Here is a 25,722-nt window from a genome sequence, read left to right as displayed (position 1 = left end):
GGCCGGGTCCGGCGAGCGTCGCTCGTGAACCTCCGCCGGACCGCGTCCCTCAGGAGCGCTCAGCCGATGCGGCCTGCTCCTCGCCGCCACGCGCGCTGAACAGCGTCTGCAGGTCGGCCTCCAGGACGTGCTGCCGGAAGAGCTGCGCCGCCGGCAGCAGGTGGCGCTCGCGGGACCAGGCCAGCCCGACATCCCGCGAGGCCCCCGCGTCGGCGATCTCCACCAGGCGCTCCCGCCCGGCCCAGCGGGTGGCGGCTCCCGGTGGGGCGGGAACGATGGAGACTCCGAGCCCCGCAGCCACGAAACCTCGAACCATCGCGAGGTCGTCGCCCTCGAAGGTCACGGACGGGGTGAACCCGGCTGCCGCGCAGAGCTCCTCGGAGCGCGCTCGGAGCTCCCAGCCCCGGTGGAGCATCACGAAGTCCTCGGCGGCGACCTCGGCGAGGGCGGCCTGTCGGCGACCTGCGAGCCGATGATCGGAGGGCACCGCGAGCCACAGCGGCTCGGTAACCAGTCGCTTCCAGTCGATCTCCTGCCCACGGAGTCTCCGCGCCGTGAACTCCAGGTCGATGCCTCCACCGGTGACGGGGCTCGACAGCAGCGAGTCCTGGGACTGCTCGAGCCGGAACCGGACGGAAGGATGGCGGGCGCTGAAGTCGCTGATGAGAGCGGGCACGAGCCAGGTCCCGAGCGACGGCTGGAACGCCAGCGCAACCGTTCCGGTCTCGGGGTCGAGCAGCTCGCTCACGGCCGCGAGACCGTCGTCGAGCTGGTGGAGCACCGCGTCCGCGTGACGCTTGAAGACCGCGCCCGCGTGCGTCAACCGCAGCACGCGGCCGCTCTTGGAGAGCAGCGGGGTGCCCAGCTCGTCCTCGAGCCGGGCCAGGGCCCGGGATACGGCCGGCTGGCTGATTATCTGCAGCTCCGCGACCTCGGTGACGGTGGCTCCGTCGGCGACCTGCTGGAACCAGCGCAACACTTCGGTATCCACACTCATGACGCTAGTGCATAGATTCTTATCGCTTCTGGCATTGGACGCATGAGTGTCCGGAAATCAGACTTGTTCCATGTCCTCCGCAACCAGCTTCAGTGCCCGCGTTCGCCGCCAGCTCGAGCTCCAGCGTTCCCGCCGCGAGGCGGAGAGGACGCTGCGCCACCTCTACAGGACGGTCGGCTCCCCCGCCCAGATCGACGAGATCCTCGCTCGGATGGAGACCCCGGCCCGCGTCTGGCGGAAGGTCCCGGTTCACACCGCCGTCGTCACCGACATCACGCCGAAGTCCCTGCCGCTGGCCGCCTGACACCTCGGCCCCGAGGCTCGCCAGCCTCGTCCGACGCCCCTTCCCGACGTGTTCGGGAAGGGGCGTTCGTGCATCCGCCTCGGTCACCTCACTGACCGGGTCGCGTCGCTGGTTCTACCGGCGCCCCCGCCTCGTCACCAGCCGAGCGTGCCCATCGGGAGGAGCGGCCCAAGGTGCGACGAGGCGCCTCGGAATGCGAACCAGGCCAGCAGCATCCGCACCGACTGACCGGGCGTGAACCGGTCGATGCAGTGGTCATCGCCGTAGCTCATGAAGTTGTGCACGGGGTCGAGTCCGGGCGCGGGGCACGTGTCCTCGAACTCGCTGCAGGAGACGATGTTGTCGCCGTCGTGCTGGTACGGGGTGTCGGGGACGCCGTCGCCCGGGCTCTCGCATCCGTTCTCGAAGGTGTGGAAGAGGCCGAGCCAGTGGCCCACCTCGTGGACGAGCCGGTCTCCCAGGTTGTAGAGGTCCTGACCTCCTCCGGGGAGTGTCTCCGCGGAGATCACGACGCCGTCGAGCGGTCCGGCATTGTCGAACGGGAACGTCGCGTAGCCGAGGGCGTCCTGGAGTCCGGTGATGTAGAGGTCCAGCTCGCCCGGCCCCCCGCGATGCAGGGCGGTCTTGGCTTCCGCATCGTCCGTGTCGCCGAACAGGAACCAGTCGTACCAGTCGCTGTTCGCGGTGTAGTCGATGGAGTGCACCGCAAATCGGAAGACCGTGGCGGACGACGCCGCGGACGCCTGGCCCGCGAAGGCCGAGTTGAGCACCTCGAGTTGAGCGTCGAGGCGGTCCTGGGAGGGAGCGCCGGAGCCGTCGTCGCGGGTGATCACGTGCACATGCACCGGGACCGTCACTCGGAGGTGATCCAGATCGCCCAGCCGGGAAAGGAGGCGGAGGATCGCCTGTTGTGCGGCGCCGGCGAGCAGCGCCTCGACGGACTCGACGCGCTCACGGCTGACATCGTTCGGATCCTCGCCCTGGCCGTCGGCCGAGACGCCCGCCGTGGACATCGCCTCTTCGGCGCACTCCGCGGTGGTGCTCGATACCGTCGGCGGCGGGGCGGCCGCAGCGGGGGCGACCACGGCCGGAGCGAGGATCGTCGCGAGGACGACCGCGAGTGCTGCGTGTCGGATCGCCGGGAACGAGTGACGAGCCATGGTGCGTTCTCTCTGCTGAGAGCGTGGACTGCGGACGGCGTCCACTCAACTCCGTCCGCTCGAGGTCGCCCAGGGACGAAAGGCCAGAGAGGTCTACGTCGTTCAGCCGCGCGTCCAACCCGACCTGCCCTCCTTCGCCAGGCCCTCCAGCTCGAGGACGCCGAGCGCCGCCCGGACCGAGGCGAGGCTGAGGCCGGAGTGCCGCGCGAGCTCCTCGAGCGTTCGGGGCCGGGTCGACAGCGCGTCGAGCACGCGCTCCTGCTCTGGGTCCCGGGAGGCCGGCGCAGGTGGGCCGGGAGAAGACGGTCCGAGGACGAGCTCCGCCATCTCGTCCGCGTTCGTCACGCACACCGCGTCGAACTCTCGCAGGAGCCGGTGGCATCCGGCCGATGTCGCGGACGTGACGGGACCCGGCACCGCCCCCAGCGGCCGTCCCAGGGCGGCGGCGTGACCGGCGGTGTTGAGGGATCCGGACCGCAGCCCGGCCTCGACGACGATCGTCGCGAGCGATGCCGCCGCGATGAGCCTGTTTCGCTGGAGGAACCTCCAGCGCGTGGGAGAGGATCCGCACGGGAGCTCCGCGACGACCGCCCCCGCCTCGGCGATGCGCTGGAGCAGCGCCGCGTGTCCGCTCGGGTAGAAGCGGTCGACCCCGCCGGCGAGGAACGCGACCGTCGGCCCGCCCGCCGCGAGCGCAGCCCGGTGCGCCATCCCGTCGATCCCGTAGGCGGCGCCGGACACAATGGAGAACCCCCGCTCGGCGAGCCCGGACGCCGCCTCGGCGCACACGTGCTCGCCGTACCCGGTCGCGGTTCGCGCACCCACCACGGCGAGGGGGAGCGGCTGCCGCAGCAGGTCCGGGTTTCCGAGGAACCAGAGGGCAGCGGGACGGTGGAGGCCGAGGTCCGCGAAGCCCGCGGGCCAGGCGGGATCGTCGGGTACCAGCAGGCCGACACCGCGAGCCGCCGCCGACGTCAGGAAGCGCAGCGCGTCCGAGGCGACCAGGCGGGGAGCCCACCGCCCCTGAGCCGCACGGAGGGCACTCTCCCCCACGGGCTCCCCCGATGCCTCCTCGAGCTCCCTTGCCAGCCGGCCCGGGTCGTGCCCCTCGATGACCGCCACGAGGCCGCCCTCTGCGCCCAAAGCCTCGATGAGCGTCCCGGCGACGGCGTCCCCGGGTTCCGCGATGCCGCTCCACGCCGCTCGCGCGAACAGGTCCCACACGGCCTCGGAACCCCGGGCTTCGGTGTCCGGACGGACACCGGCGACCGCCGTCCGTGCCGTCCTCTCGTCGATCCCCGGGATCACGTCACGGACCTCCTCAGCAGCAGTGCGCGTCCGACCTGGTCGGGCCCCGGTCGCTCGACGCCGTCGAGGTCGGCAAGCGTCCACGACAGCCGGAGGACGCGGTCGTAGCCGCGCATCGTGATGACCCCTCGCTCGAGCGCGCGGTCGACGGGGGCGAGCACCGCGCGGTCGAGAGCGACCGGCCTCGACCGCAACCAGGGACCGGGCACCTGAGCGTTCGTGCTCCATGCCGTGCCCGCCAGCCGCTGGGCGGCACGGGATCGGGCCTGGGCGACGCGCGCACGGGCGGTCGCCGAATCGGTGCGGGGAGCCTCGCTCTGCAGCCGGAGCTGGACGGCCGTGACGCGGGCCACGCGCAGGCGGATGTCGATGCGGTCCAGGAGCGGACCGGACAGGCGCTTGAGGTAGCGCATGCGGACGGCGACGGGGCAGGTGCACCGGTTCTCCGGCGCTCCCCACTCTCCGCAGGGACAGGGGTTCGCCGCGAGCACGAGCTGGAAACGGCCAGGGAACCGGGCGACGGCGCTCGCCCTCGCGATCGTGATCTCGCCGGACTCGAGCGGCTGCCGGAGGGTCTCGAGGGCTGCGGCGCTGAACTCGGGCGCCTCGTCGAGGAACAGGACCCCCGAGGATGCGCGGGCGGCGGCTCCGGGGCGGATGACGGAGCTCCCCCCACCGACCATCGCGGCGGGCGTCGCGGTGTGATGGGGGCTCTCGAACGGCGGCTCGGTGACGAGCGCGGAACCCACCGGGAGGCCGCAGAGGGACCGCACGGAGGTGACGTCGAGGGACGCCTCGGGCTCGAGCGGCGGCAGGACGGTAGGGAGCCGGGCCGCGAGCATGGTCTTCCCCGCGCCGGGGGGACCGACGAGCAGCATGTGGTGCCCGCCGGCCGCGGCGACGACGAGCGCCTCCACCGCGTCGTCGTTGCCGACGATGTCGGCGAGGTCGCCGGCCGGAGCTGCCGCGGGCGGAGGCGGCGGCGGCAGGAGCTCGTCGACCGGCTGAGGCTCGAGCTGGGCCCCGTGCCAGATCGCCGCCTCCCGGAGGCTGGCCACGCCGACGACCCGGATGTCTCCGACCAGCTCCGCCTCCGCGCGGTTCGCCGCCGGAACCAGGACGGTGCCGGCCCCCGCGCGAGCGGCGGCCAGGACTGCGGGAAGGACGCCGCGCATGGGCCTCAGCCGCCCGTCCAACGCCAGCTCGCCGAGATGGGCGACGGGCGCCGCGGAATCGGCCGGAAGCTGCCCGCTCGTCGCCAGTGTCGCCACCGCGATCGCGAGGTCGAACCCCGAGCCCTGCTTGGGCAGGTCCGCGGGCGACAGGTTGACCGTCAGCTTCCGCTTCGGCCACTCCAGCCCCGAGTTCGCGATCGCCGCCCGGACGCGCTGCTCCGCCTCACGGAGCGCCGAGTCCGGGAGCCCGATGAGCTTGAATCCCGGCTTCTGGTTCGACAGCTCGGCCTCGACGTCCACGAGGGCCCCGGAGAGTCCCACGAGCGCGACGCAGCGGGCGCGACCGACCGGCATCAGAACACGTCCTCGAGCAGCTCGACCGCCGGCTCCGTGCCGACCGTGCCGATGACCGCGACGACATCGACCCGGAGGCGACCGTGGCGGCCGGGATGGGCCCGGCACCAGGCGAGCGCCAGACCGTGCAGGCGCGCGAGCTTCGCGCTGGTGATCGCCTCGAAGGGGTGGCCGAAGGCGAGGGAGGATCGCGTCTTCACCTCGACGAAGGCGGTGCCGCCGCGCACGCGGGCGACGATGTCGATCTCGCCCTGCAGGCACCGCCAGTTGCGGTCGATCACGTCGTAGCCCAGGCGTGTCAGCCGCGCGGCGGCGACATCCTCACCCCATCGTCCGAGCTCGTCCTTCTGCGCCACTCCGACCTCCCACGGGGAGGGTGGCCGCACGTAGGGCTGGAAACGGCGGCGGTCAGCGCGACGGTGCGGTGTCGGCCTCGGGCCCGTCCTGTGGAGGAAGCTCCCCGCCGTCGATCCGCCAGCGCGGGCCGAGCTCGTCCTCGACCCGGCGATCCCCGCTGCCGACCTCGCGAGCGGCGCGGGGCGCAAGCCAGAACAGCGCGATCGCGCCGATCACGGCGCGGAGGGCGACGAACAGGAGGAGATACGAGCCGGCGATCTCGTCGCTCCAGAGCAGCGCGATGGCGAGGGCGGCGAGCACGAAGTCCCCGGCGAAGGACAGCTGCAGCCAGAACACCAGCCGCCGCTCGCCGGCCATCGCGAGCCTCCCGTCGCGCTACTCGTCGAGGGCGAGCTCCTGCGGGAGCTCCAGCTCCTTCGAGGACAGCTCCTCGACGTTGACGTCCTTGAACGTGAGGACGCGAACGGACTTCACGAAGCGGTCCGCGCGGTACACGTCCCAGACCCAAACGTCGTGCATTGTGAGCTCGAAGTAGAAGTCGTGCTCCGTGTCGCGGCGGACGAGCTCCACCTCGTTCGCCAGGTAGAACCGGCGCTCGGTCTCCACGACGTACTTGAACTGGCCGACGATGTCCCGGTACTCGCGGTACAGCGCCAGCTCGACCTCGCGGTCGTAGTCCTCGAACTCGTCCTCGTCCATTTGCACCATCCTACGTCCGCGGGACCGGCGGACGGCTGGTGCGGCGTGGCTCAGGAGGCGGGAGCGGACGGCGTCGCGGCGAGCCGCGGATCCGACGGGTCGAGCTGCTCGACGAAGTCCGGGAGCTCGTCCGGGTCGCCGAGATCGGCCTCGTCCTCGCCGCCGTCGAAGCCCTCGCCGTCGTCGAGATCCTCGACGCCCTCGCCGCCGTCGAGGTCGCCGAACTCGGCGTCCTCCATGGCGCCGACGGCCTCGGCCTCGTCCTCGAGGTCGAACAGCGAAGGAGTCCGCAGCCAGGTGTGCCGGTGGAAGTCGGTGGCCCCGTGCTCGTCGATCGCCGCCCAGTGGGTGCGCGAGCCGTACCCCTTGTTGCTGACCCACCCGTAGGGCGGGTGATCGTCGTGGAGGCCGATCATGAGGCTGTCGCGGGCGACCTTGGCGAGCACGGAGGCGCCGGACACGGACGCGCAGGTGAGGTCGGCCTTGATCCGGGTGGTGACCCGGGGCCGCTCGGAGATGCCCGCCGCCCTCATGCCCGGGGTCAGGTAGTCCCAGTTGCCGTCGAGGAGGACGACCGCGTCCTCGGAGCAGGGGAAGCCGTCCTCGAGCAGGGCGGCGAGAGCCCGCGCGCCGGCGAGCCCGAGCGCCGCGCTGAGTCCGAACTCGTCGATCTCGGCGTTGCTCGCCATCCCCACCGAGGAGGAAACCGCCCAGCGCCGCACCACGGGCTCGAGCGCCACGCGCCGCGGCTCCGGCAGCAGCTTCGAGTCGCGCAGCCCGCGCGGCGTCCGCTTCGACAGGTCGACGACGCAGAGCCCGACCGCGACGGGACCGGCGATGGCTCCCCGGCCGACCTCGTCGCAGCCGATCACCCAGCGGGCTCCCTGTCGGGCGAGGTCCTTCTCCCGCCGCAGGGTGGGCGGCGTGGCGGCCTTCGGCTTGGCCCGCTCAGCCGTCGATCTGGCCCGCTCAGCCATCCGCTTCCTCCACCCCCCGGAAGGTGTCGGGATAGTTGTCCAGCCAGACCCAGCGATCGAGGGGCCAGCTGATGACGAACGCGCGGCCGACGACGTTGGCGAGCGGCACGAAGCCGTCGCCCGGCTTGTCGGTGTTGTAGCGCGAGTCCCGCGAGTTGTAGCGGTTGTCGCCCATCACCCAGAGGTACCCGTCCGGAACGGTGACGTCGAAGTCGAGCTCGCTGACCTTCGAGACGCCGCTCGGCAGCTTCACGTACGGCTCGTCGAGCGGCACGCCGTTGACGGACATCTGACCGAGCGCGTTGCAGCAGACGACCTGGTCGCCGGGAAGGCCGATCGCGCGCTTGATCAGGTGGTCGTTGCTGTCGGGCGCGGCCAGTCCGACGATCGAGAGGAGCCACTCGAGGGCGGCGATCAGCGGCGGCTGCTGCACCTCGGTCTGCGGGGGCAGCCATCCCCCAGGATCGCGGAAGACGACGACGTCGCCGTGCGCGAGCGGGAAGATCGAGGGCTCGAGCTGGTTGACGATGATCCGGTCGTTGATCTCGAGCGTGTCCTCCATGGACGCGGACGGGATGTAAAACGACCGGATCAGGAACGTCTTGATGAGGAACGAGACGAGGACCGCGACGACGAGGATGACGAGGACGTCGCGCAGGAACAGCGCGGCGCTCTTACGACGGCGCTCCGCCTGGCGCAGGGAGCGGCGGCCTCCATCCGCAGACCCGCCAGTGTCCGGATCGCGGTCCGAACCCCCCACCACCGATGCGGCACTGTCGGTCAAATCGGTCTACCCGTCTGCGTGCTGGCCGTGGGCACCGGCCGAAGAACGAACCCCCGCGACAGTGTATGTCGCGGGGGTTCGCAGAGGGTCTCAGGCTTCGCGCTTCTCGCGGATCTTGGCCTTCTTGCCGCGCAGGCTGCGCAGGTAGTACAGCTTCGCCCGACGGACATCACCGCGGGTCACGATCTCGATGCGGTCGATGACCGGCGAGTGCACCGGGAAGGTGCGCTCGACGCCCACCTGGAAGCTGATTTTGCGGACGGTGAACGTCTCGCGGACGCCGTGGCCCTGGCGGCCGATGACGACGCCCTGGAAGACCTGGACGCGGGTCCGGTTGCCTTCGACGATGTTGACGTGCACCTTGACGGTGTCGCCGGGGCGGAAGTCGGGGACGTCCGACTTGAGGGAGGCCGCGTCGACCTGGTCGAGGAGATTGCTCATGGGAGTGCTGCTTCCTGTACCCGCCGCAGGTCGGCTACTCGTCGTCGATCCCGCACGACAGCGCGGAACCGGGAGATCATCGGAGAGAAGGCCGCGGAAGAAGCTGGCTCCCCTGCGGCAGAACCGGCCGCGGCACGATCGTCAATTGTGTCACAGCGCGGACGGCTCCTGCAATCGAGGACGCCGGCGCCGGCGCGCGCGTGGTGCCGTGCCGCGGTGGTGCCGCATCAACCCGCCGTACCCCGCGGCGATCTGCCGGTCCGGATGCGAAGCGTCGCTTGGGAGCTGAGGCGCTCCAGACAGGACGTTTTTCGTTGGCCGCGCCCATCAGTCTCTGGCGGAAGCTCCAGGCGCGGAGGTAGGACAGGCATAGGAAGGAGCCCCTAGCAGCGGGCACGGCGCCGCCCGGAGGCCCAACCACCGCGTTCCTTCAGATTCGGAGGCAAGGAGCTGCCATGGAGAAACTTCTGAACGAGGATCTCGCTACCAACGTTTTACTCGCGGTACTAGGCGCTGGCTTAGGGTTTGCCTTCGCGCTGCTATTGGATCGCGTGAAGGCGCAGCGGGAGCGGAAGTCCATCTCCTGGGACGCCTCCCTAGAAACCGGGTTGGCTTCAGTCCTGCCCGACATCGCGCACAAGGTTGAGATCCTTTACAACGCTCGTCGCGTAGAATCTCTGTCGCTTGTCACCTGCCATATCGAGAACACCGGAAGAAGAACGGTCAAAGCGCAGCGTCTGCGGTTCTCGTTCGGCCCGGACGTTCAATTGCTCGAGCACTACCTCGATCCGAAGCCGCAGCGGGAACTCGGCGTGCGCGAGGCAGAAGATGCGGCTGAGGAACCGAATGAGGTGATCTTCCTACTGGATCAGTTGGAGCCGCAGCAGGCTGCCACCTTCCGCTTCGTACTCGACGGCAAGTTCCCTTCGGGATGGACCCCTTACGGACAGTTCCAGGACGAGGATGTCCGGTTCCAACGCAGGGGCGCCGCACGCGCTCAGCAGGACGCGGAGCACATCTATCCCTTCCTCCTATTCGGCTCACTCGCGCTGATAGTTCCAGCGGCGCTCAGCAACTCGTATTTCTTCGGTGGACTGATGGAGCTCGCTGCCCTCGGAGCCCGCATTATACTGCTCGTTCTTTTACTGCCTCACGTCCTTCCAATGGCTCGCATTCTCGCGCAGATAATCCGATCGCTGTCCGAGCGAAGGATGGAAGCCGCCGCCAATGTGGAGGTGACCGCGAAGGGTTCCAACGTCTACTTGAACACGGCACAGCAAGGTAGCGTCCAAGTGGATCTGGGTGCGAGACCACCTACTACTGGCGGCGCAGAGCCGGGAGATGTAGCAGGGTGAGAGCACGCCTAGGTCGCGGATCGTTGGTCACATGCACCGCAAGGAAAGGAAAGCCGGCCCAAGGCGCAGCGACCCGACTTCACGAATGAACTATTTTTCGCGGTCGAGAGCGGCTTTCAGAGCGAGCGATCGCCTAAGCCTCGCGCTGTCGATCCCAGACCGTGGCATCTCGACGTGGAGGCCGTCAGCGCGGCGGATCCGAGGGGCGGACGGCGGGGTCCGAGGGCTTGACGACGATGTACTCGCCCGCGTCGATCGGAGTTCGGCGCGGCTGATAGGGCACCGCGGCCCGCTCGATCGTCTCGAACACCTTCTTCACGCGTCTGCGGGTCTCGTCCACGAGCTGCCAGGCCGCCGCCCAGAACGCGAGGATGCCGGTCGCGACCGAGAGGGCCGCGAACGCGGCGGTTCCGGGCCCGAAGAACCCTGTCGCGATCACGAAGACGTGCCAGAGGCCGGCCGCGGCCACGTCGATCCAGGACACCGCCCGGGTGCTCCGCACGGACTTCCGGGCGAAGGTGACGCCCGCGACGCCGAGCAGCGCGAGGACGAGGAAGGGCGTCGCGATGGCGATGCCGGCGAAGTCGCCCGCGCTCCCCCAGATCGCCCAGCCGAGGAGCAGCCACGCGGGCAGCGCGACCACTGCGGCGAACTGCCAGTAGAAGAAGGCCCTGCGCACGACCATGAGCCGAGCCTAAGCCCGAGGACCGGGCCGGCGGCAGGGTGTTCGCGGCGAGCGTTCCCGGCCGGAAGTGGCGGTGGGTCAGGGGCGTTAGGGTCGACTGGAGCAGAAGCGAGGAGACCGATGATCGAGCTCAGGACACCGGCCGAGATCGAGGCCATGCGCCCGGCGGGGGCGTTCGTGGCGAGCGTGCTCGAGCGGCTCCGGGACGAGATCAAGGTCGGCGTGAACCTCCTCGAGCTCGATTCGCTCGCGCACCGCATGATCAAGGAGCGCGGGGCGGAGAGCTGCTACATCGACTACCACCCGTCGTTCGGCGCGATGCCCTTCGGCAAGGTGCTCTGCACCTCCGTGAACGACGCGGTCCTGCACGGACTCCCCCACGACTACGTCATCCAGGACGGCGACGTCGTCAGCATCGACTTCGCCGCGTCCGTCGACGGCTGGGTCGCCGACTCCGCGCTCACCGTGGTCGCCGGCACGCCGCTCGACGCCGACCTCAAGCTGATCGCGACCACCGAGCGCGCGCTCGAGGCCGGCATCTCGCAGGCAGTGGCCGGGAACAAGCTCGGCGACATCTCGGCCGCGATCGGCGACGTCTGCGAGGCAGCCGGGTACTCGGTGAACCTCGACTTCGGCGGGCACGGCGTGGGACGGACGATGCACGGCGACCCGCACGTGCCCAACAACGGGCGCGCGGGCCGGGGCCTCAAGCTCAAGCCGGGCCTCGTCATCGCGATCGAGCCGTGGCTGCTCGCCACCACGGACCAGCTCTACACGGACGAGGACGGCTGGACTCTCCGCAGCGCGGACGGCTCCCGCGGCGCCCACAGCGAGCACACGGTGGCGATCACCGAGAACGGGCCGCTCGTCCTCACTCAGCGCTCCCGCTAGGATCGCGGCTCCCCGGCTCCCGTCCGGGCGTGTGCGCGGATCAGGAGATCCGGCGCGACACGCCGCGCCCAATCCTGAACCGCGATCAGATCCAGCCAGGCATCCTGATCGGCGCCGGATCTCCTGATCCGCGCACATGGCGGCGGGGGCTCAGGGGCCGGGGAGCAGGTCGGGGCGGACGCGGCGGGTGCGCTCCTCCTGCTGGGCGCGGCGCCACTTCGCGATCTCGCCGTGGTTGCCGCTCAGCAGGACCGGCGGGACCTCGAGGCCGCGCCAGGACGCCGGCTTCGTGTAGCTCGGGTACTCGAGCAGGCCCTCGGCGTGGCTCTCCTCGTCGAGGCTCGCGGGGTTGCCGATGACGCCGGGCACGAGCCGCGCAACCGCCTCGATCATGGCGAGCGCCGCGACCTCGCCTCCGTTCAGGACGTAGTCGCCGAGGCTCAGCTCCCGCACGCGCGCCCGCCGGGCCGCGTGCTCGACGACGCGCTGGTCGATGCCCTCGTAGCGTCCGCAGGCGAAGACGAGGTGCTGCTCCTGCGCCAGCTCCCCCGCGATCGCCTGGGAGAACCGCTCACCGGCGGGCGTCGGGAAGACGACCAGGGGATCGCCGTCCTCGGCGAGGATCGTGTCGAGCGCCTCACCCCACGGCTCGGGACGCATGACCATGCCGGCTCCCCCGCCGTACGGGGTGTCGTCGACCGTCCGGTGCCGGTCGTGCGTGAAGTCGCGCAGGTCGTGCGACCGGACGTCGAGCAGCCCCTGGGTCCGCGCCTTCCCGAGCAGCGAGACGTCGAGGACGTCGAAGAACGACGGGAAGATCGTGACGATGTCGATGCGCACCGTGCGCTCCGGTCAGCCGCGGGACGCGGATTCGGCGCCGGTCGTCGGCTTCGCGTCTTCGCCCTCTGCAGCGGCCTCCGCGCCGCCGTCGGCGGTCGCCGCCTCCGGCTGGGAGCCGGGCGCCGGCACGGTCGACGTGTAGGCGGCGTCGGCCTCCGAGGCCGCATCGCGCTCGGCGTGCTCGTCGCAAGCGGAGAAAGCATCGGTCGCAACGTCCCCGGGCCCGTCGGACGCAGCGTCCGACGCCGACGGCGCCTCCGGCTCAGCAGCCACGCGAGCCGGGCGGTCGGACTCGTCCTCGTCCGGCAGGTCCTCGAAGAGACCCGTGGGCGGGGTGACGGTCACGATGCCGCGCTCGGTGTCGACCGTCGGGACGATCGCCTTCACGAAGGGGACCATCACCTCGCGGTCGCCCGTCTTCACGACGAGGAGGTCCTGGGCGGGCAGGTGCTCGACGCGCGCGATCGATCCGATGCGCTCGCCCTCCCGCACGACCCCCAGCCCGATGAGCTGGTGGTCGTACCAGGCGTCCTCCTCCTGGGGCTCGTCCGCGGACTGGTCGACCCAGAGGATCGCCTTCACGAGGCTCTCCGCACCGGTGCGGTCGGTGACGCCCTCGAAGAAGCCGACGGGCTGTCCGTTGTACCAGCGCAGCTCGGTGAGCGTGATGCGCTTGCCGTGCCACGGTGACGAGGTCGGCACCTGGAGCGCGAACTCGGCCCCGGGCACGAAGCGGCGCTCCGGGTCGTCGGTGAACAGCTCGAGCTTGAGCGCGCCCTTCAGGCCGTGCGCCTTCGTGAGGCGCCCGACCCGAAGCTGCGTCTGAGCGGACCGGCCGCCCGCCTGCTTCCTCGCCACTGCTCCGGTGCTACTCGTCGGTGTCGACGACGTCGACGCGGACGCGCCGGCCGTCGGCGAGCGCCGTCACGAGGGTCCGCAGCGCCTTCGCGGTGCGGCCGGAGCGGCCGATCACGCGACCCAGGTCGTCCGGGTGCACGCGGACCTCGAGCAGGTCGCCACGAGGGGTCGACCGCTCCGAGACCGTCACCTGGTCCGGGTTGTCGACGATCCCCTTGACGAGATGCTCGAGTGCGTCCGCGAGCATCGGACTACTCGGCAGCCGGGGTCTCGGCGGCCTCGTCGGCGGCCGGCGCCTCGGCGGCCGGAGCGGGCTGCTCCGACTTGGGGCGGAGGACCGACTTCTTGTCGCCGGCGACGAACGGAGCCTTGGGCTCCTTCACCTGGACGGTGCTCATAGCGTCCTTGTCGCCCTTGAACTTGCCCCAGTCGCCGGTCAGCTTGAGGAGCGCCGCGACCTGCTCAGTCGGCTGCGCGCCGACGCCGAGCCAGTACTGGGCACGCTCCGAGTCGACCTCGATGAGCGAGGGGTGCTCGGTCGGGTGGTACTTCCCGATCTCCTCGATGACGCGGCCGTCGCGCTTGGTGCGCGAGTCGGCGACGACGATGCGGTAGTAGGGCGCGCGGATCTTGCCCAGGCGCTTCAGACGGATCTTGACAGCCACAATTCTCCTGTGTGCGTGGTGGACGAGAGAAACTGCGCCGGGAGCGTGGGGGCACACACGGCGGAAGCTCGAAGGTGGAGTCCGCAGGCCAGATAGAGGGTCGGGCGTCGCGGACTCGACTGATCATTCTGACAGATGGACGCCGATCCGGCGAATCCCCTGACCGCCCCCGGAACAGCGCGTGCACCGGGACCTCGGCGGGCGAGTAGGGGCGGCGCGAGGCCGCGGCTCACCTCCGTCGCGACAGCGCGACACCGCCCAGGCATAGGATCCCGCCGAGGATCGCCAGAGGTCCCGGCACCTCGCCGAACGCCACGAGCGCCAGCAGGATCGCGATGGGCGGGACGAGGTAGGTGGTCACCCCGAGCCGGGCGGCCGGCATCCGCTGCAGCGCGTAGGCCCACGTGCTGAAGGCGAGAGCCGTGGGCACGAGCCCCAGGTAGACGGCCCCCGCGACGGCTCCCGGGGAGGCGACCGCGAGCTCGGTCACGAGCCCCGGCGCGAACGGCAGGCACACCACCGCGCCGACGACGGCACCCAGGAACGTCACCTGCACCGCCGGCAGCCGCGCCAGCACGGGCTTCTGGAACAGGACGCCGCCCGCGTAGACGACGGCTGCCGCGAGTGCGGCGAGGACTCCGACGGTGTCGTCGACGCCTCCCGCTCCGGTCGAGAGTCCGATGACGAGAACGCCCACGAACGACACGGCGGCGCCCACGACGAGCGGACGGGAGAGCCGCTCCCCCAGCACGAGCGCGGCGCCGAGCCCGAGCAGGATGGGCCCGATGTTGACGACCATCGAGGCGGTGCCGGCGTCGAGAGTGAGCTCCGCGAAGTTGAGCAGGATGTTGTAGCCGCCGAACCAGAGCACGCCGAACGCGGCGAGGAACGCCCACTCCCGGCCGGTCGGACGCACCCAGGAGCGGCGGAGCTGGAACAGGCCGAGCGCCGCGGCCCCGACGAGCAGCCGGACGAGCGCGAGCGGTCCCGGCGACAGCGTCTCCCCCACCGCCCGGATCACGACGAAGGCGCTCGCCCAGGCCAGCACCGTGACGCCGATCGCGAGCGGGAGAGCGAAGGCCGGCCCGTTCCCCGCGGCGCCGTCCGCGCCGAGTGCCGGGGCTGCGGACCTCGATGCTGTGCTCACCCGTTCACGCTAGCTGCCGCATCCGACGCCGTTCCGGCGGGGATCGGACACGGCATCAGGTCGACGAGGATCGGCAGGAAGGCGACGGCGCGAGGCGCGGCCGGACTCGCGACCGTGCCCGCGCGCGCTGACTCGGGTGATCACCCGCGCTCAACCGGCACTTCGGGCCTCCGACAGCAGGAGGAAGCGGTATCCCACCTGTTCGGGAACGGAATGCCTGTTGAGGGCTGGGGATCGCGGTCGCAACCCCGGGAGCGGGGCGGGGTGGCGTGCCAGGATGGCGCCGTGGCTATCGAATTCGCCCGATCGGCCCGCTCCGACCTCGGGATCGAGTGGGAGCTCGCGCTCGTCGACCACGCGAGCGGCGATCTAGCCCCGGCGGCCCCGGAGATCCTCCGCTCCCTTGACAACCTCAAGGACGACTCGGGCTTCTCGCGCATCACGGCGGAGCTGCTCACGAACACGGTCGAGGTCGTGTCGGGGGTGCACGACACGGTCCGCCAGACCACCGACGACCTGGAGCGCACGATCGACATCGTGCGGGAGGCGGCGGAGCCGCTCGGCGTCGACCTGATGTGCGCGGGGACGCATCCGTTCGGGCAGTGGAGCCAGCAGCGCGTCACCGACAAGGAGCGGTACGCCACGCTCATCGACCGCACGCAGTGGTGGGGGCGGCAGATGCTGATCTGGGGCGTGCACATGCATGTCGGCATCGAGGACCGGCGAAAGGTCATCCCGATCCTCAACGGCATGCTGACGTACTACCCGCACCTGCAGGCGCTCTCCGCCTCGAGTCCGTTCTGGTCGGGTGAGGCGACCGGGTACGCGTCCAACCGGGCGATGATGTTCCAGCAGCTGCCGACGGCCGGGCTGCCGCCCCAGATGAGCGAGTGGAGCGACTACGAGGGGATCGTCGACGACCTCCTCCATGTCGGGGTGATCGACCATGTCGACGAGGTCCGCTGGGACATCCGCCCCTCGCCGCGCTGGGGGACCATCGAGGTCCGCGCGTGCGACGGTCTGTCGACGGTGTCCGAGGTCCGGGCGATGGCGGCGCTCGTGCAGTGCCTGGTCGAGGAGCTGTCCGGGCTGCTCGACCAGGGCATCGAGCCGCCCCGGATGCAGCCGTGGTTCGTCAAGGAGAACAAGTGGCGCGCGGCGCGGTACGGGATGGAGACGATCCTCGTGCAGAACGCCGCCGGTGACGAGCGGCTCGTCGTCGACGACACCCGGGACCTGATCACCCGGCTGGAGCCGGTCGCCGAGCGGCTCGGCTGCCTCGACGAGCTCCACGAGCTCGACGTCATCCTCGAGCGCGGCGCGAGCTACGAGCGCCAGCTGACGACCGCGGCGCGCAGCGGAGGCAGCCTCAAGGCCGTCGTGGCCGCCCTCGTCGCCGAGCTCCGGGACGGGCTTCCGCCGTCCTGACGGACCGCGCCGCGCGACTGCCGGCGCCAGCCCCTGCCGGCGGCGAGGTCAGGAGCTGACGTCCTCCCGCCAGGCGAGCAGGGACCGCACGGGCGCGAGATCGTAGTCGGGACCGGAGATGCCGATCGTGAACAGCCGGACGCCGAGCGCGAGCTGCGCATCGAGCGCTGCGGTGTCCAGGCCGTGGCGGCCGTCGCTCGGCACGCCCGTGGACAGCTCGATCTCACGCACGTCGCGACCGACCGCGTCCGCGTGCTCGGCCAGGATCCCGAGCTTGCGCTCCAGCACCTCGGTGTTGGAGAAGCTGTGCCAGATGTCCGCGTGCTCCGCGACGATCCGCAGGGTCTTCTTCTCGCCGCCCCCGCCGATGAGGATCGGGATGCGCCGCAGCGGCCGCGGGTTGAGCCGCTCCCAGCGGCCCCGGATGACGGGGAGGTCCCGCGCGAGGGCGTCCAGCCGGCTGCCGGCCGTGCCGAACTCGTAGCCGTACTCGTCGTAGTCGCGCTGCGCCCATCCCGATCCCGTCCCGAAGATGAGCCGTCCGTCGCTGATGTGGTCGATGGTGCGAGCGATGTCCGCCTGCAGGTTCGGGTTCCGATAGCTGTTGCAGTTGACGAGCGGTCCCAGCTCGATGCGGCTCGTCTGCTCGGCCCAGGCGGCGAGCAGCGACCACGCCTCGAAGTGCAGGCCGTCCCGGTCGCCGTACAGCGGGTAGAAGTGATCCCAGTTGAAGAGGACGTCCGCGCCGAGGTCCTCCACCGCCGCCACGGTGTCCCGCATCTTCGGATAGAGCGAGTGCTGCGGGGCGATCTGCACGCCGATGCGGACGGGACGGGTGGTGGAGGCGAACGGGTCGAGGCTCATCCCCCCCCAGTATCGGCGGCGACGCCTGCGCTCCTCGGTCGCACGCCCCCGCCGACCTCGGCCCCTGCCTCGTGGATAGGCTTCGAGCTCGCGGAGGGAGCGAACGTGCGACGGATCATCCTCGACACCGACCTGTCCATGGGAGAGCCGGGGTCGGAGATCGACGACGGCTTCGCCCTGGCGCTCGCCGCGGCGGACCCGGAGCTGCGGCTCGAGCTGATCACGTCCGTCAACGGCAACACCGACGTGGAGACGGCCACCCTGCTGTCCCTCGAGCTCGCCGAGCGGCTCGGCCTCTCCGACGTGCCCGTCGTCCGCGGGGCCGCGGCTCCCCTGACACGTCCCGACCGGGCCCGAGGCGCGCCCGAGGAGATCCGGGAGCGCTACGGCCGGCACGTTCCCACGCCCGGCTACGCGGCGGCGGCGATCGCGGACCTCGTGATGCGCAGCCCGGGCGAGATCACGATCGTCGCCATCGGCCCTCTGACGAACGTGGCGGCGGCGATCGTGCTCGAGCCGGCGCTGGCCGAGAACGTGCAGGAGATCGTCGTCATGGGCGGCATCTTCCTGGGGCAGACGCTGCAGGCGTCGATGCCCGGCGAGTTCAACGTGTGGGTCGACCCCGAGGCCGCGGACACGGTGCTCCACTCCGGCGCCCCGCTGCGCTGGGTGGGGCTCGACGTGACGAACCGCGTCCGTCTCACCCGCGAGCACGCCGACCGCCTCGCCCAGGGCACCGGAGGCTTCGGGCCCTTCGCCGCGGAGGCGACCGTCCGCTGGATCGAGCGGATGCGGAAGGAGCACCCCGGGGATCCCTCGCTCAGCGACTCCTGCGCGATGCATGATCCGCTCGCGGTGGCCGTCGTCGCCCATCCCGAGCTCGTCACCTGGCGGGACGCGCATGTCTCCGTGGTGACCGGCGAGGGCAAGGCCCGCGGCGTCATGGTGACGGACCTGCTCACGTCCGCCGAACCGCCGGCGCCGAACTGCCGCATCGCGACGGACGTCGACGTCGACGCCTTCATGGCGTCCTTCCTCGGCGCGCTCCAGGCGCTCTGAGGAGGCGTGGGCGGCGCTCCAGCCCTGGCCGACTGAGCGACGAGCGGCGGCGATCAGCCGCGGAGCGCATGCGGCCGGCGTTCGGACGCATAGCGGGAGTGGCCGGCGTTCGCGCTGGACCCGCCGGGCCCGGCTGCGAGCGAGCGGGGTCCTGACGCCCTAGCGGCCGAGGAGCCGCTGGAGGGCGGCGAGGTCCTCCTCGCTCGGAGCGCCCTTACCGGCTCCCCCGCCGAGTCCGAAGCCCGACCCGCCGGCGCTCGCCGGCTCCTTCTTCCCGGCCGCGAGCGCGGCGTTCTCGGCGGCCCGCTTGGCCGGGTTGCCCGACCGGGATCCGCCCGTCGCCTTCTTCTTCTGCGGCTTGCCGCGGTAGCTCGCGCCCGGCACCGGTCCCATCCCGGGGACCTGCGGGACGCCGCCCTTCGCGACCGTCTTCATCATCTTCGCGGCCTGCTCGAAGCGCTGGACGAGCTGGTTCACGTCGGTCACGGTCATGCCCGAGCCGCGCGCGATGCGCAGGCGCCGGGAGCCGTTGAGGAGCTTCGGGTTGCGCCGCTCGGCGGGCGTCATCGACTGGATGATCGCCTCGGTGCGGACGATCTCCTTCTCGTCGAAGTTGTCCAGCTGCTCACGCATCCCGCGAGCGCCGGGCAGCATCCCGATCATCTTCTTGATCGAGCCCATGTTCTTCAGCTGCTGCATCTGCTGCAGGAAGTCCTCGAGCGTGAACGAATCGGTCGCGAACTTCTCCGCGACCTTGCGCGCCTCCTCCTCGTCGAACGCGCGCTGGGCCTGCTCGATGAGGGTGAGGATGTCGCCGAGGTCGAGGATGCGGCTCGCCATGCGGTCCGGGTGGAACGGCTCGAAGTCCTCGAGACGCTCGCCCGTGGAGGCGAAGATGATCGGCCGACCCGTGACTGACGCGACCGACAGCGCGGCGCCGCCGCGCGCGTCGCCGTCGAGCTTGGTGAGGACGACGCCCGTGAAGTCCACGCCCTCCTGGAAGGCGCGGGCCGTGGCCACGGCGTCCTGGCCGATCATCGCGTCGATGACGAAGAGGACCTCGTCTGGCTCGGTGGCCTTCCGGATGTCCGCGGCCTGCTTCATCATGTCGGCGTCGACGCCGAGGCGGCCCGCGGTGTCGATGAGGACGACGTCGTGCTGCCGGTCGATCGCGTAGCGGACGCCGTCCTCCGCGACGCGGACGGGGTCGCCGACGCCGTTGCCCGGCTCGGGCGCGTAGACGGTGGCGCCCGCCTGCTCGCCGACGATCTGCAGCTGCGTGACGGCGTTCGGGCGCTGGAGGTCCGCGGCCACGAGCAGCGGACGGTGGCCCTCGCCGGTGAGCCACCGCGCGAGCTTGCCGGCCAGGGTCGTCTTTCCGGCGCCCTGCAGGCCCGCGAGCATGATGACGGTCGGCGGGTTCTTCGCGAAGGCGAGGCGGCGCTGCTGGCCGCCGAGGATCGAGATCAGCTCGTCGTTGACGATCTGCACGACCTGCTGGGCGGGGTTCAGCGCCTGGCTCGCCGCGGCCTCCAGGGCGCGCTCGCGGACGGCGGCGGTGAACTGCTTGACGACGTCGAGGTTGACGTCGGCCTCGAGCAGCGCCCGCCGGATCTCGCGGACGGTGGCGTCGACGTCCGCGGGGCTCAGGCGGCCCTTGTTGCGGAGGTTGGCGAGGGCGGCGGTGAGCCGATCCGACAGGGACGCGAAGGTAGCCATGGTGCCGACAGTTTAGTTCGCGCGTCCGGGCGAACCGGCGGGCCCCGCTAGCCTGATCCGATGCGCGAGGTGCAGCTGGGCCGCTCGGGCATCGCCGTCTCCGAGTTCTTCTTCGGCGCGGGCGGCATCGGCGGGATGGGCTCGTCCGTCGCGGCGCGCGGCAAGGGCCTCTCGCTCGCGCAGGGCATCGAGCGGCTGAACGAGGCGTACGACCTCGGCATCCGCGTCATCGATACCGCCAACACGTACGGCGGCGGCCGCAGCGAGGAGGCCGTCGGACGCTGGCTGGACGAGCGGCTGCCCGAGGACGTGCTCGTCGCCACGAAGGTCGGCGGCCGCGTCGAGCCGGGGCAGGACCGGGTCGACCTGTCGGCCGCGCACATCGAGCGGCAGCTCGCGGCGAGCATCCGCCGGCTCGGCCGGGTCGACCTGTACCTGTCGAATGCGCCGGATCCGTCGACTCCCCTGCCCGAGACGCTCTCGGCCTTCGCCGGCGCGATCGAGGCGGGCCGGATCCGGAGCTTCGGCGTCAGCAACGTGACCCCCGCACAGCTGGAGGAGGTGCTGTCGGTCGCCGACCGCGAGAGGCTGCCCCGGCCCGAGTGGGTGCAGAACTCGTTCAGCCTTCTCGTGCGGACGGACGAGCGCGACCTCCTGCCACTGGCCGCGGCCGAGGGGCTCGGCTACACCCCGTATTCTCCGCTTGCGGGCGGCCTCCTGTCGGACCGGTACCTCGGCGGCGCGGAGCCGCGGCCGGGGAGCCGGATCGCGGAGGCGGGCGCCATCTACGCGCAGGTGTTCACCCCCGGCGGGCTCGAGCGCGTGGAGCGTCTCGCGGCCCGCGCGCGGGACTTCGACGTGTCGACCGCTGGTCTCGCGCTCGCGTGGCTGCGCGCGCATCCGCTCGTGACGGCGCCGATCGTGTCGCCGCGCTGGTCGCACCAGTGGGACGCGGTGCACGAGGCCCTCGCCCTCGACCTGACCGACGGGGAGGCGGCGGCGATCGCGGAGCTGTTCGACTGACGCGGCGGCGGCCGGGCCCGGCCGCGGCGTGTCGCTACGAACCGCGCGTGCTGCAGGCCGCACGCGGATGCACGACAGCCGGTCCGTTGCACGGGACGCCGACGGACGCTCCTGCTGGTGCGGCGGATAGCGTTGCCGCATGGCGCTGCTGCTCCCCTTCGACGGATCCCTGCCCGACGTCGCGGAGGACGCGTTCGTCGCGCCGAACGCGACGCTCATCGGCCGGGTGACGCTCGCCGCGACGTCGAGCGTGTTCTTCGGAGCGGTGCTGCGTGCCGACCGGGATGAGATCGTGCTGGGCGAGCGCAGCAATATCCAGGACAACGTGGTGGTCCACGGCGATCCCGGCGCGCCTGCCCGGATCGGCAGCGGGGTCAGCATCGGGCACGGGGCGGTGGTCCACGGGTGCACCATCGAGGACGACTGCCTCATCGGCATGGGCGCGACCGTCCTCAATCGCGCGGTGATCGGCAGCGGGTCCCTCGTGGCCGCGGGCGCCGTCGTGCTCGAGGACACCGTGATCCCGCCCGGATCCCTCGTGGCCGGCGTCCCCGCCAAGGTCCGCCGGGAGCTCACGGAGGAGGAGCGCGCGGCGATCCGCCGCAACGCGGACACCTACGTGACGATCAGTCGCACCTACCTCGCGACCGGCGTCTGCTGACCCCCGAGATGCCACTTGGTGCGCTCATCCGGCCGGTTTGACAGCACCAGGTGGCACCTCGTCGGAGATGCCGCTTGGTGCGGTCATCCGGCACCGTGGACGGCACCAGGTGGCAGACCGTCGAAATGCCACGTGGTGCGCTCATTCCGCGCGTTTGGGAGCACCGAGTGGCATCTCGGCGGACCGGACGAGGGGAAGCCGTCAGACGCCGACGAGGTTCTGAGCGAAGACGTGCGGGGTGAAGCCCGTGAGGTCGCCGATGCGCTCGCCCTGGCCGATGAGCTTGACCGGGAGGCCGGTGCGCTCCTGGACGGCGAGGACGAAGCCGCCCTTCGCCGAGCCGTCGAGCTTCGTGAGCACGAGGCCGGTCACGCCCGCGGTCTCCAGGAAGGCCTCGGCCTGCAGGAGCCCGTTCTGCCCCGTCGTCGCGTCGAGGACGAGCAGGACCTCGGCGATGGGCGCCTGCTTCTCGATGACGCGCTTGATCTTGCTCATCTCGTCCATCAGGCCGCTCTTGGTGTGCAGGCGTCCCGCGGTGTCGATGATGACGATCTCGATCCCGTTGCGCTTCGCGTGCTCGACGGTCTGGAACGCGACGGAGGCCGGGTCCTGTCCCTGGTGCTGCGGCCGGACGATCTCGGCACCGGCGCGCTCCGCCCAGGTCGCGAGCTGCTCGACGGCGGCCGCTCGGAACGTGTCCGCGGCGCCGATCACGACCGAGCGGCCGTAGTTCCGGACGAAGTTCGCGAACTTGCCGATCGTCGTCGTCTTCCCCACGCCGTTCACCCCGACGACGAGCACGACCGCGGGCCGCTCGGTGAGGCGGAGAGTCGGGTCGAACTTCGCCAGGCGCTCCTCGATGCTCTCCCGCAGCATCCGCTGCAGGTCGCGGGGATCGGTGGTGCGGAAGCGGTCCACCTTCGCCTTCAGATCCTCGATCGTCTCCTCGGTGATCCGGGGACCGAAGTCGGCGGAGATGAGGGCGGCCTCGAGCTCGTCCCAGGTGTCCTCGTCGATGACGCGCTTGAGCGGGACCGGGACGGGAGCGGGCGGAGGCGCGAGCGTCGTGGTCGGAGCGGGGGCATCGGGAGACGTGTCCGCCGGGGCCTCGGCGGGCGCATCGGCCGTGCTGCCGCCACCTCCGAACAGGTTGCGGAGGCGGCCAGCGAGCGACCAGGGCGTGCGTTCTGCCACGCCCTCAGCCTATTGCCGCCGCCTCCGCCACCCCTGTCACCCGTGACCGGGCCCCCGTTAGGTTGGCCCCGACACGACCGCCCCGAGGAGACCCATGACGGTGATCGGCTTCCACGCCTCGCATGAACAGCTGCATCCGCGCGACCTGCTGCGGTATGCGCGCCGGGCGGAGGAGGTGGGCTTCACCGGCGGGATGTGCTCCGACCACATCGCACCCTGGAGCGTGCGGCAGGGGCAGTCCGGCTTCGCGATGTCCTGGCTGGGCGCGGCCCTCCAGGCGACGGACCTGCCCTTCGGAGTCGTCAACGCTCCCGGCCAGCGCTACCACCCCGCGATCATCGCCCAGGCCGCCGCGACCCTGCAGGCCATGTTCCCCGGTCGCTTCTGGATCGCGCTCGGGTCCGGCGAGAACGTCAACGAGAGCATCACCGGCGGGAAGTGGCCCCGCAAGGAGCTGCGGAACCAGCGGCTGCGCGAGTGCGTCGACATCATCCGCGCCCTGATCGCCGGCGAGGAGGTCACGCACGAGGGCCTCGTCACGGTCGAGCGCGCCCGCCTCTGGACGCTGCCGGAGACTCCCCCGCCGCTGGTCGCCCCGGCCGTGTCCGAGGAGACCGCCGCGTGGGCCGCGGAGTGGGCCGACGGGCTCGTCACGATCAACCAGCCGATCGAGGCCCTGCAGGGCGTGCTCGACGCGTATCGGGACGCGGGCGGGAAGGGCACCGTCTCGGTCCAGATGCACCTCAGCTACGCGGACACCGACGACGAGGCGCTGAGGATCGCGCACGACCAGTGGCGGTTCGGTGTCATCTCCCCGCCGCTCATCTGGGATCTGGACAGCCCGGCGGCGTTCGACCAGGCCTCGGAGCACGTCCCGCCCGAGGCGGTGCACAAGAGCGTGGTGGTGGGATCGGAGCCGGGCTTCTTCCTGGAGCGGATCCAGGCGGTCCTCGACCTCGGCATCGACGAGCTGTACCTCCACCACGTCGGCAAGGACCAGGATCCGTTCCTCGACTTCTTCGGGGAGCGGGTGCTCCCCCAGCTGCCGGTCACGGCGCGGGCGCTGCGATGAAGATCACCGACACCAGCGACCTGTGGTGGAAGTCCGCGGTCATCTACTGCCTCGACGTCGAGACGTTCATGGACTGGAACGGCGACGGCCGGGGTGACCTCGTCGGGCTCGCGCACCGCATCGACCATCTCGCGTCGCTCAAGGTGACGTGTCTCTGGCTCATGCCGTTCTTCCCGACGCCCGAGCGGGACGACGGGTACGACATCACCGACTTCTACGGCGTGGACTCCCGCCTCGGCACGCACGGGGATCTCGTCGAGGTCCTGCGCCTCGCGTCCGACCGCGGCATCCGGGTGATCCTCGATCTCGTCGTCAACCACACCTCCGACCAGCACCCCTGGTTCCAGTCCGCCCGGTCCAGCCGGGAGTCTCCGTACCGCGACTGGTACGTGTGGGTGGACGAGCCGCCGCCCGGCAACGAGCAGAACGTCTTCCCCGACAAGGAGGACGGCGTCTGGCAGTTCGACGAGAAGACCGGCCAGTACTACCAGCACAGCTTCTACCGGCAGCAGCCGGACCTGAACGTGACGAACCCCGCGGTGCGCGACGAGATCGCGAAGATCATCGGGTTCTGGCTGCAGCTCGGCGTCTCGGGGTTCCGGGTCGACGCGGTCCCGTTCCTGCTCGACACGAAGGGCGTCGAGCAGGCGGAGGAGCTCCTGGGCGACCCCCACGAGTACCTCCGGGATCTGCGCTCGTTCATCAGCCGCCGGGAGGGGCAGGCGATCCTCCTCGGCGAGGTGAACCTGCCGTACGAGGGGCAGCTCGAGTTCTTCGGCGGACCCCAGGGCGGCGAGCTGGTGATGCAGTTCGACTTCAACGCGATGCAGCGGATGTACCTCTCGCTCGCGCGGGAGGACGCGCGCCCGCTGATCGAGGCGCTGCAGGCGCGACCCGCCCTTCCGGATGGCGCCCAGTGGGCGATCTTCGTCCGCAACCACGACGAGCTCACCCTCGACAAGCTGAGCGAGGACGAGCGCAACGAGGTCTTCGCCGCGTTCGGGCCGGACCCGGACATGCAGCTCTTCGGGCGCGGCCTGCGCCGCCGCCTGCCGCCGATGCTCGGCGGGGACCCGCGCCGCATCCGCCTGGTCTACAGCCTGCTCTTCGCGCTGCCGGGGACGCCGACCCTCTTCTACGGGGAGGAGATCGGGATGGGCGAGAACCTCGCGATCGAGGGCCGCATGTCGGTGCGCTCACCGATGCAGTGGACGCCCGGGAGGAACGGTGGCTTCTCGTCCGCCGACCCGGAGGACCTGACGGCGCCCGTCACCGACGGCGGCTACGGCCCCGAGTTCGTCAACGTCGAGTCGCAGCTGCATGACCCGGACTCGCTGCTGAGCTTCGTCCGGATGCTCGTCGAGCGGTACCGGACGACGTTCGAGATCGGCTACGGGGACTTCCGGGTCCTCGAGCACGACCATCCGAGCGTGCTGGCGCACGAGATGCGCTGGGACGAGGGGTGCGTCGTGCTCGTGCACAACTTCTCGTCGGAGCCGGTCCCGCTGCGTCTCGAGCTCGACGGGAAGGAGCTGCTGGACCTCTTGAGCGGGAGGCGCCAGTCCCTGCCCGAGTCCGGGCCGGCCGAGCTGCCGCTCGAGGGGTACGGGTTCCGCTGGCTCCGCGTGCTCCCCTGACCCAGCCGGTTTAGTGCACGGATCGGGCGGGGCGTGCACGGATCCGGCGGGGCGTGCACGGATCCGGC

At 71.1% G+C, this 25,722-nt stretch carries 27 protein-coding genes and 1 pseudogene; 9 read left to right on the top strand and 19 right to left on the bottom strand.

Going from position 1 to position 25,722, the window contains the following annotated elements:
- Window positions 1–49: 49 nt before the first annotated feature.
- Window positions 50–991, bottom strand: coding sequence for a LysR substrate-binding domain-containing protein (locus J3P30_RS09810; RefSeq protein ID WP_210480852.1), 942 nt, complete (start codon window positions 989–991; stop codon window positions 50–52).
- A 76-nt stretch (window positions 992–1,067) separates the two neighbouring features.
- On the opposite strand from J3P30_RS09810, the gene J3P30_RS09805 reads away from it, so the two are divergent.
- On the top strand, window positions 1,068–1,301 hold the full coding sequence (locus tag J3P30_RS09805; protein ID WP_210480851.1) for a hypothetical protein: 234 nt from the start codon (window positions 1,068–1,070) through the stop codon (window positions 1,299–1,301).
- Window positions 1,302–1,435: 134 nt separating this feature from the next.
- On the opposite strand, the gene J3P30_RS09800 is transcribed toward J3P30_RS09805, so the two are convergent.
- The 9 genes from J3P30_RS09800 to rplS form a co-directional block, all read right to left on the bottom strand.
- The gene (locus J3P30_RS09800) at window positions 1,436–2,461 is read right to left on the bottom strand and encodes a zinc metalloprotease (protein WP_210480850.1); all 1,026 of its coding nucleotides are present in this window, start codon (window positions 2,459–2,461) and stop codon (window positions 1,436–1,438) included.
- Window positions 2,462–2,563: 102 nt separating this feature from the next.
- The gene (dprA, locus tag J3P30_RS09795; protein WP_307807461.1) at window positions 2,564–3,769 is read right to left on the bottom strand and encodes a DNA-processing protein DprA; all 1,206 of its coding nucleotides are present in this window, start codon (window positions 3,767–3,769) and stop codon (window positions 2,564–2,566) included.
- Window positions 3,766–5,298 carry a YifB family Mg chelatase-like AAA ATPase gene (locus J3P30_RS09790; RefSeq protein WP_210480849.1) on the bottom strand — a complete coding sequence of 511 codons (1,533 nt, stop codon included), beginning with the start codon at window positions 5,296–5,298 and terminating at the stop codon, window positions 3,766–3,768. Before J3P30_RS09790 ends, dprA begins: the two co-directional genes overlap by 4 nt.
- Complete coding sequence (locus tag J3P30_RS09785; RefSeq protein ID WP_210480848.1) at window positions 5,298–5,654, bottom strand: YraN family protein; 357 nt, start codon at window positions 5,652–5,654, stop codon at window positions 5,298–5,300. Before J3P30_RS09785 ends, J3P30_RS09790 begins: the two co-directional genes overlap by 1 nt.
- 52 nt (window positions 5,655–5,706) lie before the next feature.
- Complete coding sequence (locus tag J3P30_RS09780; RefSeq protein ID WP_210480847.1) at window positions 5,707–6,012, bottom strand: hypothetical protein; 306 nt, start codon at window positions 6,010–6,012, stop codon at window positions 5,707–5,709.
- 18 nt (window positions 6,013–6,030) lie between these two features.
- Entirely contained in the window at window positions 6,031–6,354 is a 324-nt protein-coding gene (locus tag J3P30_RS09775) for a DUF2469 domain-containing protein (protein ID WP_210480846.1), read from the bottom strand.
- 50 nt (window positions 6,355–6,404) lie between these two features.
- Window positions 6,405–7,331: a ribonuclease HII gene (locus J3P30_RS09770; RefSeq protein ID WP_210480845.1), complete on the bottom strand. Its 927-nt coding sequence runs from the start codon at window positions 7,329–7,331 to the stop codon at window positions 6,405–6,407.
- Entirely contained in the window at window positions 7,324–8,094 is a 771-nt protein-coding gene (gene lepB / locus J3P30_RS09765; RefSeq protein ID WP_374058550.1) for a signal peptidase I, read from the bottom strand. Before lepB ends, J3P30_RS09770 begins: the two co-directional genes overlap by 8 nt.
- A 111-nt stretch (window positions 8,095–8,205) precedes the next feature.
- The gene (gene rplS, locus J3P30_RS09760; RefSeq protein WP_210480844.1) at window positions 8,206–8,556 is read right to left on the bottom strand and encodes a 50S ribosomal protein L19; all 351 of its coding nucleotides are present in this window, start codon (window positions 8,554–8,556) and stop codon (window positions 8,206–8,208) included.
- Window positions 8,557–9,011: 455 nt separating this feature from the next.
- Between rplS and J3P30_RS09755 the strand changes: the two genes are divergently transcribed.
- Complete coding sequence (locus J3P30_RS09755) at window positions 9,012–9,911, top strand: hypothetical protein (RefSeq protein ID WP_210480843.1); 900 nt, start codon at window positions 9,012–9,014, stop codon at window positions 9,909–9,911.
- Window positions 9,912–10,095: 184 nt separating this feature from the next.
- Here the strand turns inward: J3P30_RS09755 and J3P30_RS09750 are convergent, their stop codons facing one another.
- Window positions 10,096–10,596, bottom strand: a complete 501-nt coding sequence (locus tag J3P30_RS09750) for a hypothetical protein (protein WP_210480842.1) — start codon at window positions 10,594–10,596, stop codon at window positions 10,096–10,098.
- Between the two features lie 120 nt (window positions 10,597–10,716).
- Between J3P30_RS09750 and map the strand changes: the two genes are divergently transcribed.
- Entirely contained in the window at window positions 10,717–11,487 is a 771-nt protein-coding gene (gene map, locus J3P30_RS09745; RefSeq protein ID WP_210480841.1) for a type I methionyl aminopeptidase, read from the top strand.
- Between the two features lie 150 nt (window positions 11,488–11,637).
- On the opposite strand, the gene trmD is transcribed toward map, so the two are convergent.
- The 5 genes and pseudogenes from trmD to J3P30_RS09720 form a co-directional block, all read right to left on the bottom strand.
- Complete coding sequence (trmD, locus tag J3P30_RS09740) at window positions 11,638–12,327, bottom strand: tRNA (guanosine(37)-N1)-methyltransferase TrmD (RefSeq protein ID WP_210480840.1); 690 nt, start codon at window positions 12,325–12,327, stop codon at window positions 11,638–11,640.
- A gap of 225 nt (window positions 12,328–12,552) precedes the next feature.
- A pseudogene (gene rimM, locus J3P30_RS15190) lies at window positions 12,553–13,185 on the bottom strand (ribosome maturation factor RimM); the annotation flags it as partial.
- A 10-nt stretch (window positions 13,186–13,195) separates the two neighbouring features.
- Window positions 13,196–13,432 carry an RNA-binding protein gene (locus J3P30_RS09730; RefSeq protein WP_210480838.1) on the bottom strand — a complete coding sequence of 79 codons (237 nt, stop codon included), beginning with the start codon at window positions 13,430–13,432 and terminating at the stop codon, window positions 13,196–13,198.
- 4 nt (window positions 13,433–13,436) lie between these two features.
- On the bottom strand, window positions 13,437–13,850 hold the full coding sequence (gene rpsP / locus J3P30_RS09725) for a 30S ribosomal protein S16 (RefSeq protein ID WP_210480837.1): 414 nt from the start codon (window positions 13,848–13,850) through the stop codon (window positions 13,437–13,439).
- 229 nt (window positions 13,851–14,079) lie between these two features.
- Window positions 14,080–14,997 carry a DMT family transporter gene (locus J3P30_RS09720; protein ID WP_307807460.1) on the bottom strand — a complete coding sequence of 306 codons (918 nt, stop codon included), beginning with the start codon at window positions 14,995–14,997 and terminating at the stop codon, window positions 14,080–14,082.
- 285 nt (window positions 14,998–15,282) lie between these two features.
- Between J3P30_RS09720 and J3P30_RS09715 the strand changes: the two genes are divergently transcribed.
- On the top strand, window positions 15,283–16,425 hold the full coding sequence (locus J3P30_RS09715; protein WP_307807459.1) for a glutamate--cysteine ligase: 1,143 nt from the start codon (window positions 15,283–15,285) through the stop codon (window positions 16,423–16,425).
- Window positions 16,426–16,473: 48 nt separating this feature from the next.
- Here the strand turns inward: J3P30_RS09715 and J3P30_RS09710 are convergent, their stop codons facing one another.
- Window positions 16,474–17,289, bottom strand: a complete 816-nt coding sequence (locus J3P30_RS09710; protein ID WP_210480835.1) for an LLM class F420-dependent oxidoreductase — start codon at window positions 17,287–17,289, stop codon at window positions 16,474–16,476.
- 105 nt (window positions 17,290–17,394) lie between these two features.
- On the opposite strand from J3P30_RS09710, the gene J3P30_RS09705 reads away from it, so the two are divergent.
- Window positions 17,395–18,348: a nucleoside hydrolase gene (locus tag J3P30_RS09705; protein ID WP_210480834.1), complete on the top strand. Its 954-nt coding sequence runs from the start codon at window positions 17,395–17,397 to the stop codon at window positions 18,346–18,348.
- Window positions 18,349–18,507: 159 nt separating this feature from the next.
- Here J3P30_RS09705 and ffh read toward each other — a convergent pair whose 3' ends face one another.
- Window positions 18,508–20,067 carry a signal recognition particle protein gene (ffh, locus tag J3P30_RS09700; protein WP_210480833.1) on the bottom strand — a complete coding sequence of 520 codons (1,560 nt, stop codon included), beginning with the start codon at window positions 20,065–20,067 and terminating at the stop codon, window positions 18,508–18,510.
- 60 nt (window positions 20,068–20,127) lie between these two features.
- Between ffh and J3P30_RS09695 the strand changes: the two genes are divergently transcribed.
- Together J3P30_RS09695 and J3P30_RS09690 are read left to right on the top strand one after the other, a co-directional pair.
- Complete coding sequence (locus tag J3P30_RS09695) at window positions 20,128–21,090, top strand: aldo/keto reductase (protein WP_210480832.1); 963 nt, start codon at window positions 20,128–20,130, stop codon at window positions 21,088–21,090.
- Window positions 21,091–21,229: 139 nt separating this feature from the next.
- On the top strand, window positions 21,230–21,751 hold the full coding sequence (locus tag J3P30_RS09690; RefSeq protein WP_210480831.1) for a gamma carbonic anhydrase family protein: 522 nt from the start codon (window positions 21,230–21,232) through the stop codon (window positions 21,749–21,751).
- A 201-nt stretch (window positions 21,752–21,952) separates the two neighbouring features.
- Here J3P30_RS09690 and ftsY read toward each other — a convergent pair whose 3' ends face one another.
- Window positions 21,953–22,768, bottom strand: a complete 816-nt coding sequence (gene ftsY, locus J3P30_RS09685) for a signal recognition particle-docking protein FtsY (RefSeq protein ID WP_210481952.1) — start codon at window positions 22,766–22,768, stop codon at window positions 21,953–21,955.
- Window positions 22,769–23,039: 271 nt separating this feature from the next.
- On the opposite strand from ftsY, the gene J3P30_RS09680 reads away from it, so the two are divergent.
- Entirely contained in the window at window positions 23,040–24,017 is a 978-nt protein-coding gene (locus tag J3P30_RS09680) for a TIGR03885 family FMN-dependent LLM class oxidoreductase (protein WP_210480830.1), read from the top strand.
- On the top strand, window positions 24,014–25,654 hold the full coding sequence (locus J3P30_RS09675; RefSeq protein WP_210480829.1) for an alpha-amylase family protein: 1,641 nt from the start codon (window positions 24,014–24,016) through the stop codon (window positions 25,652–25,654). Before J3P30_RS09680 ends, J3P30_RS09675 begins: the two co-directional genes overlap by 4 nt.
- Window positions 25,655–25,722: the final 68 nt, after the last annotated feature.

The sequence above is a fragment of the Naasia sp. SYSU D00948 genome (genome assembly GCF_017916515.1).
Taxonomy (GTDB): domain Bacteria; phylum Actinomycetota; class Actinomycetes; order Actinomycetales; family Microbacteriaceae; genus Naasia.
The sequence above is the reverse complement of the archived record's forward strand: the minus strand, read 5'-3'. Positions and strand labels throughout refer to the sequence as shown.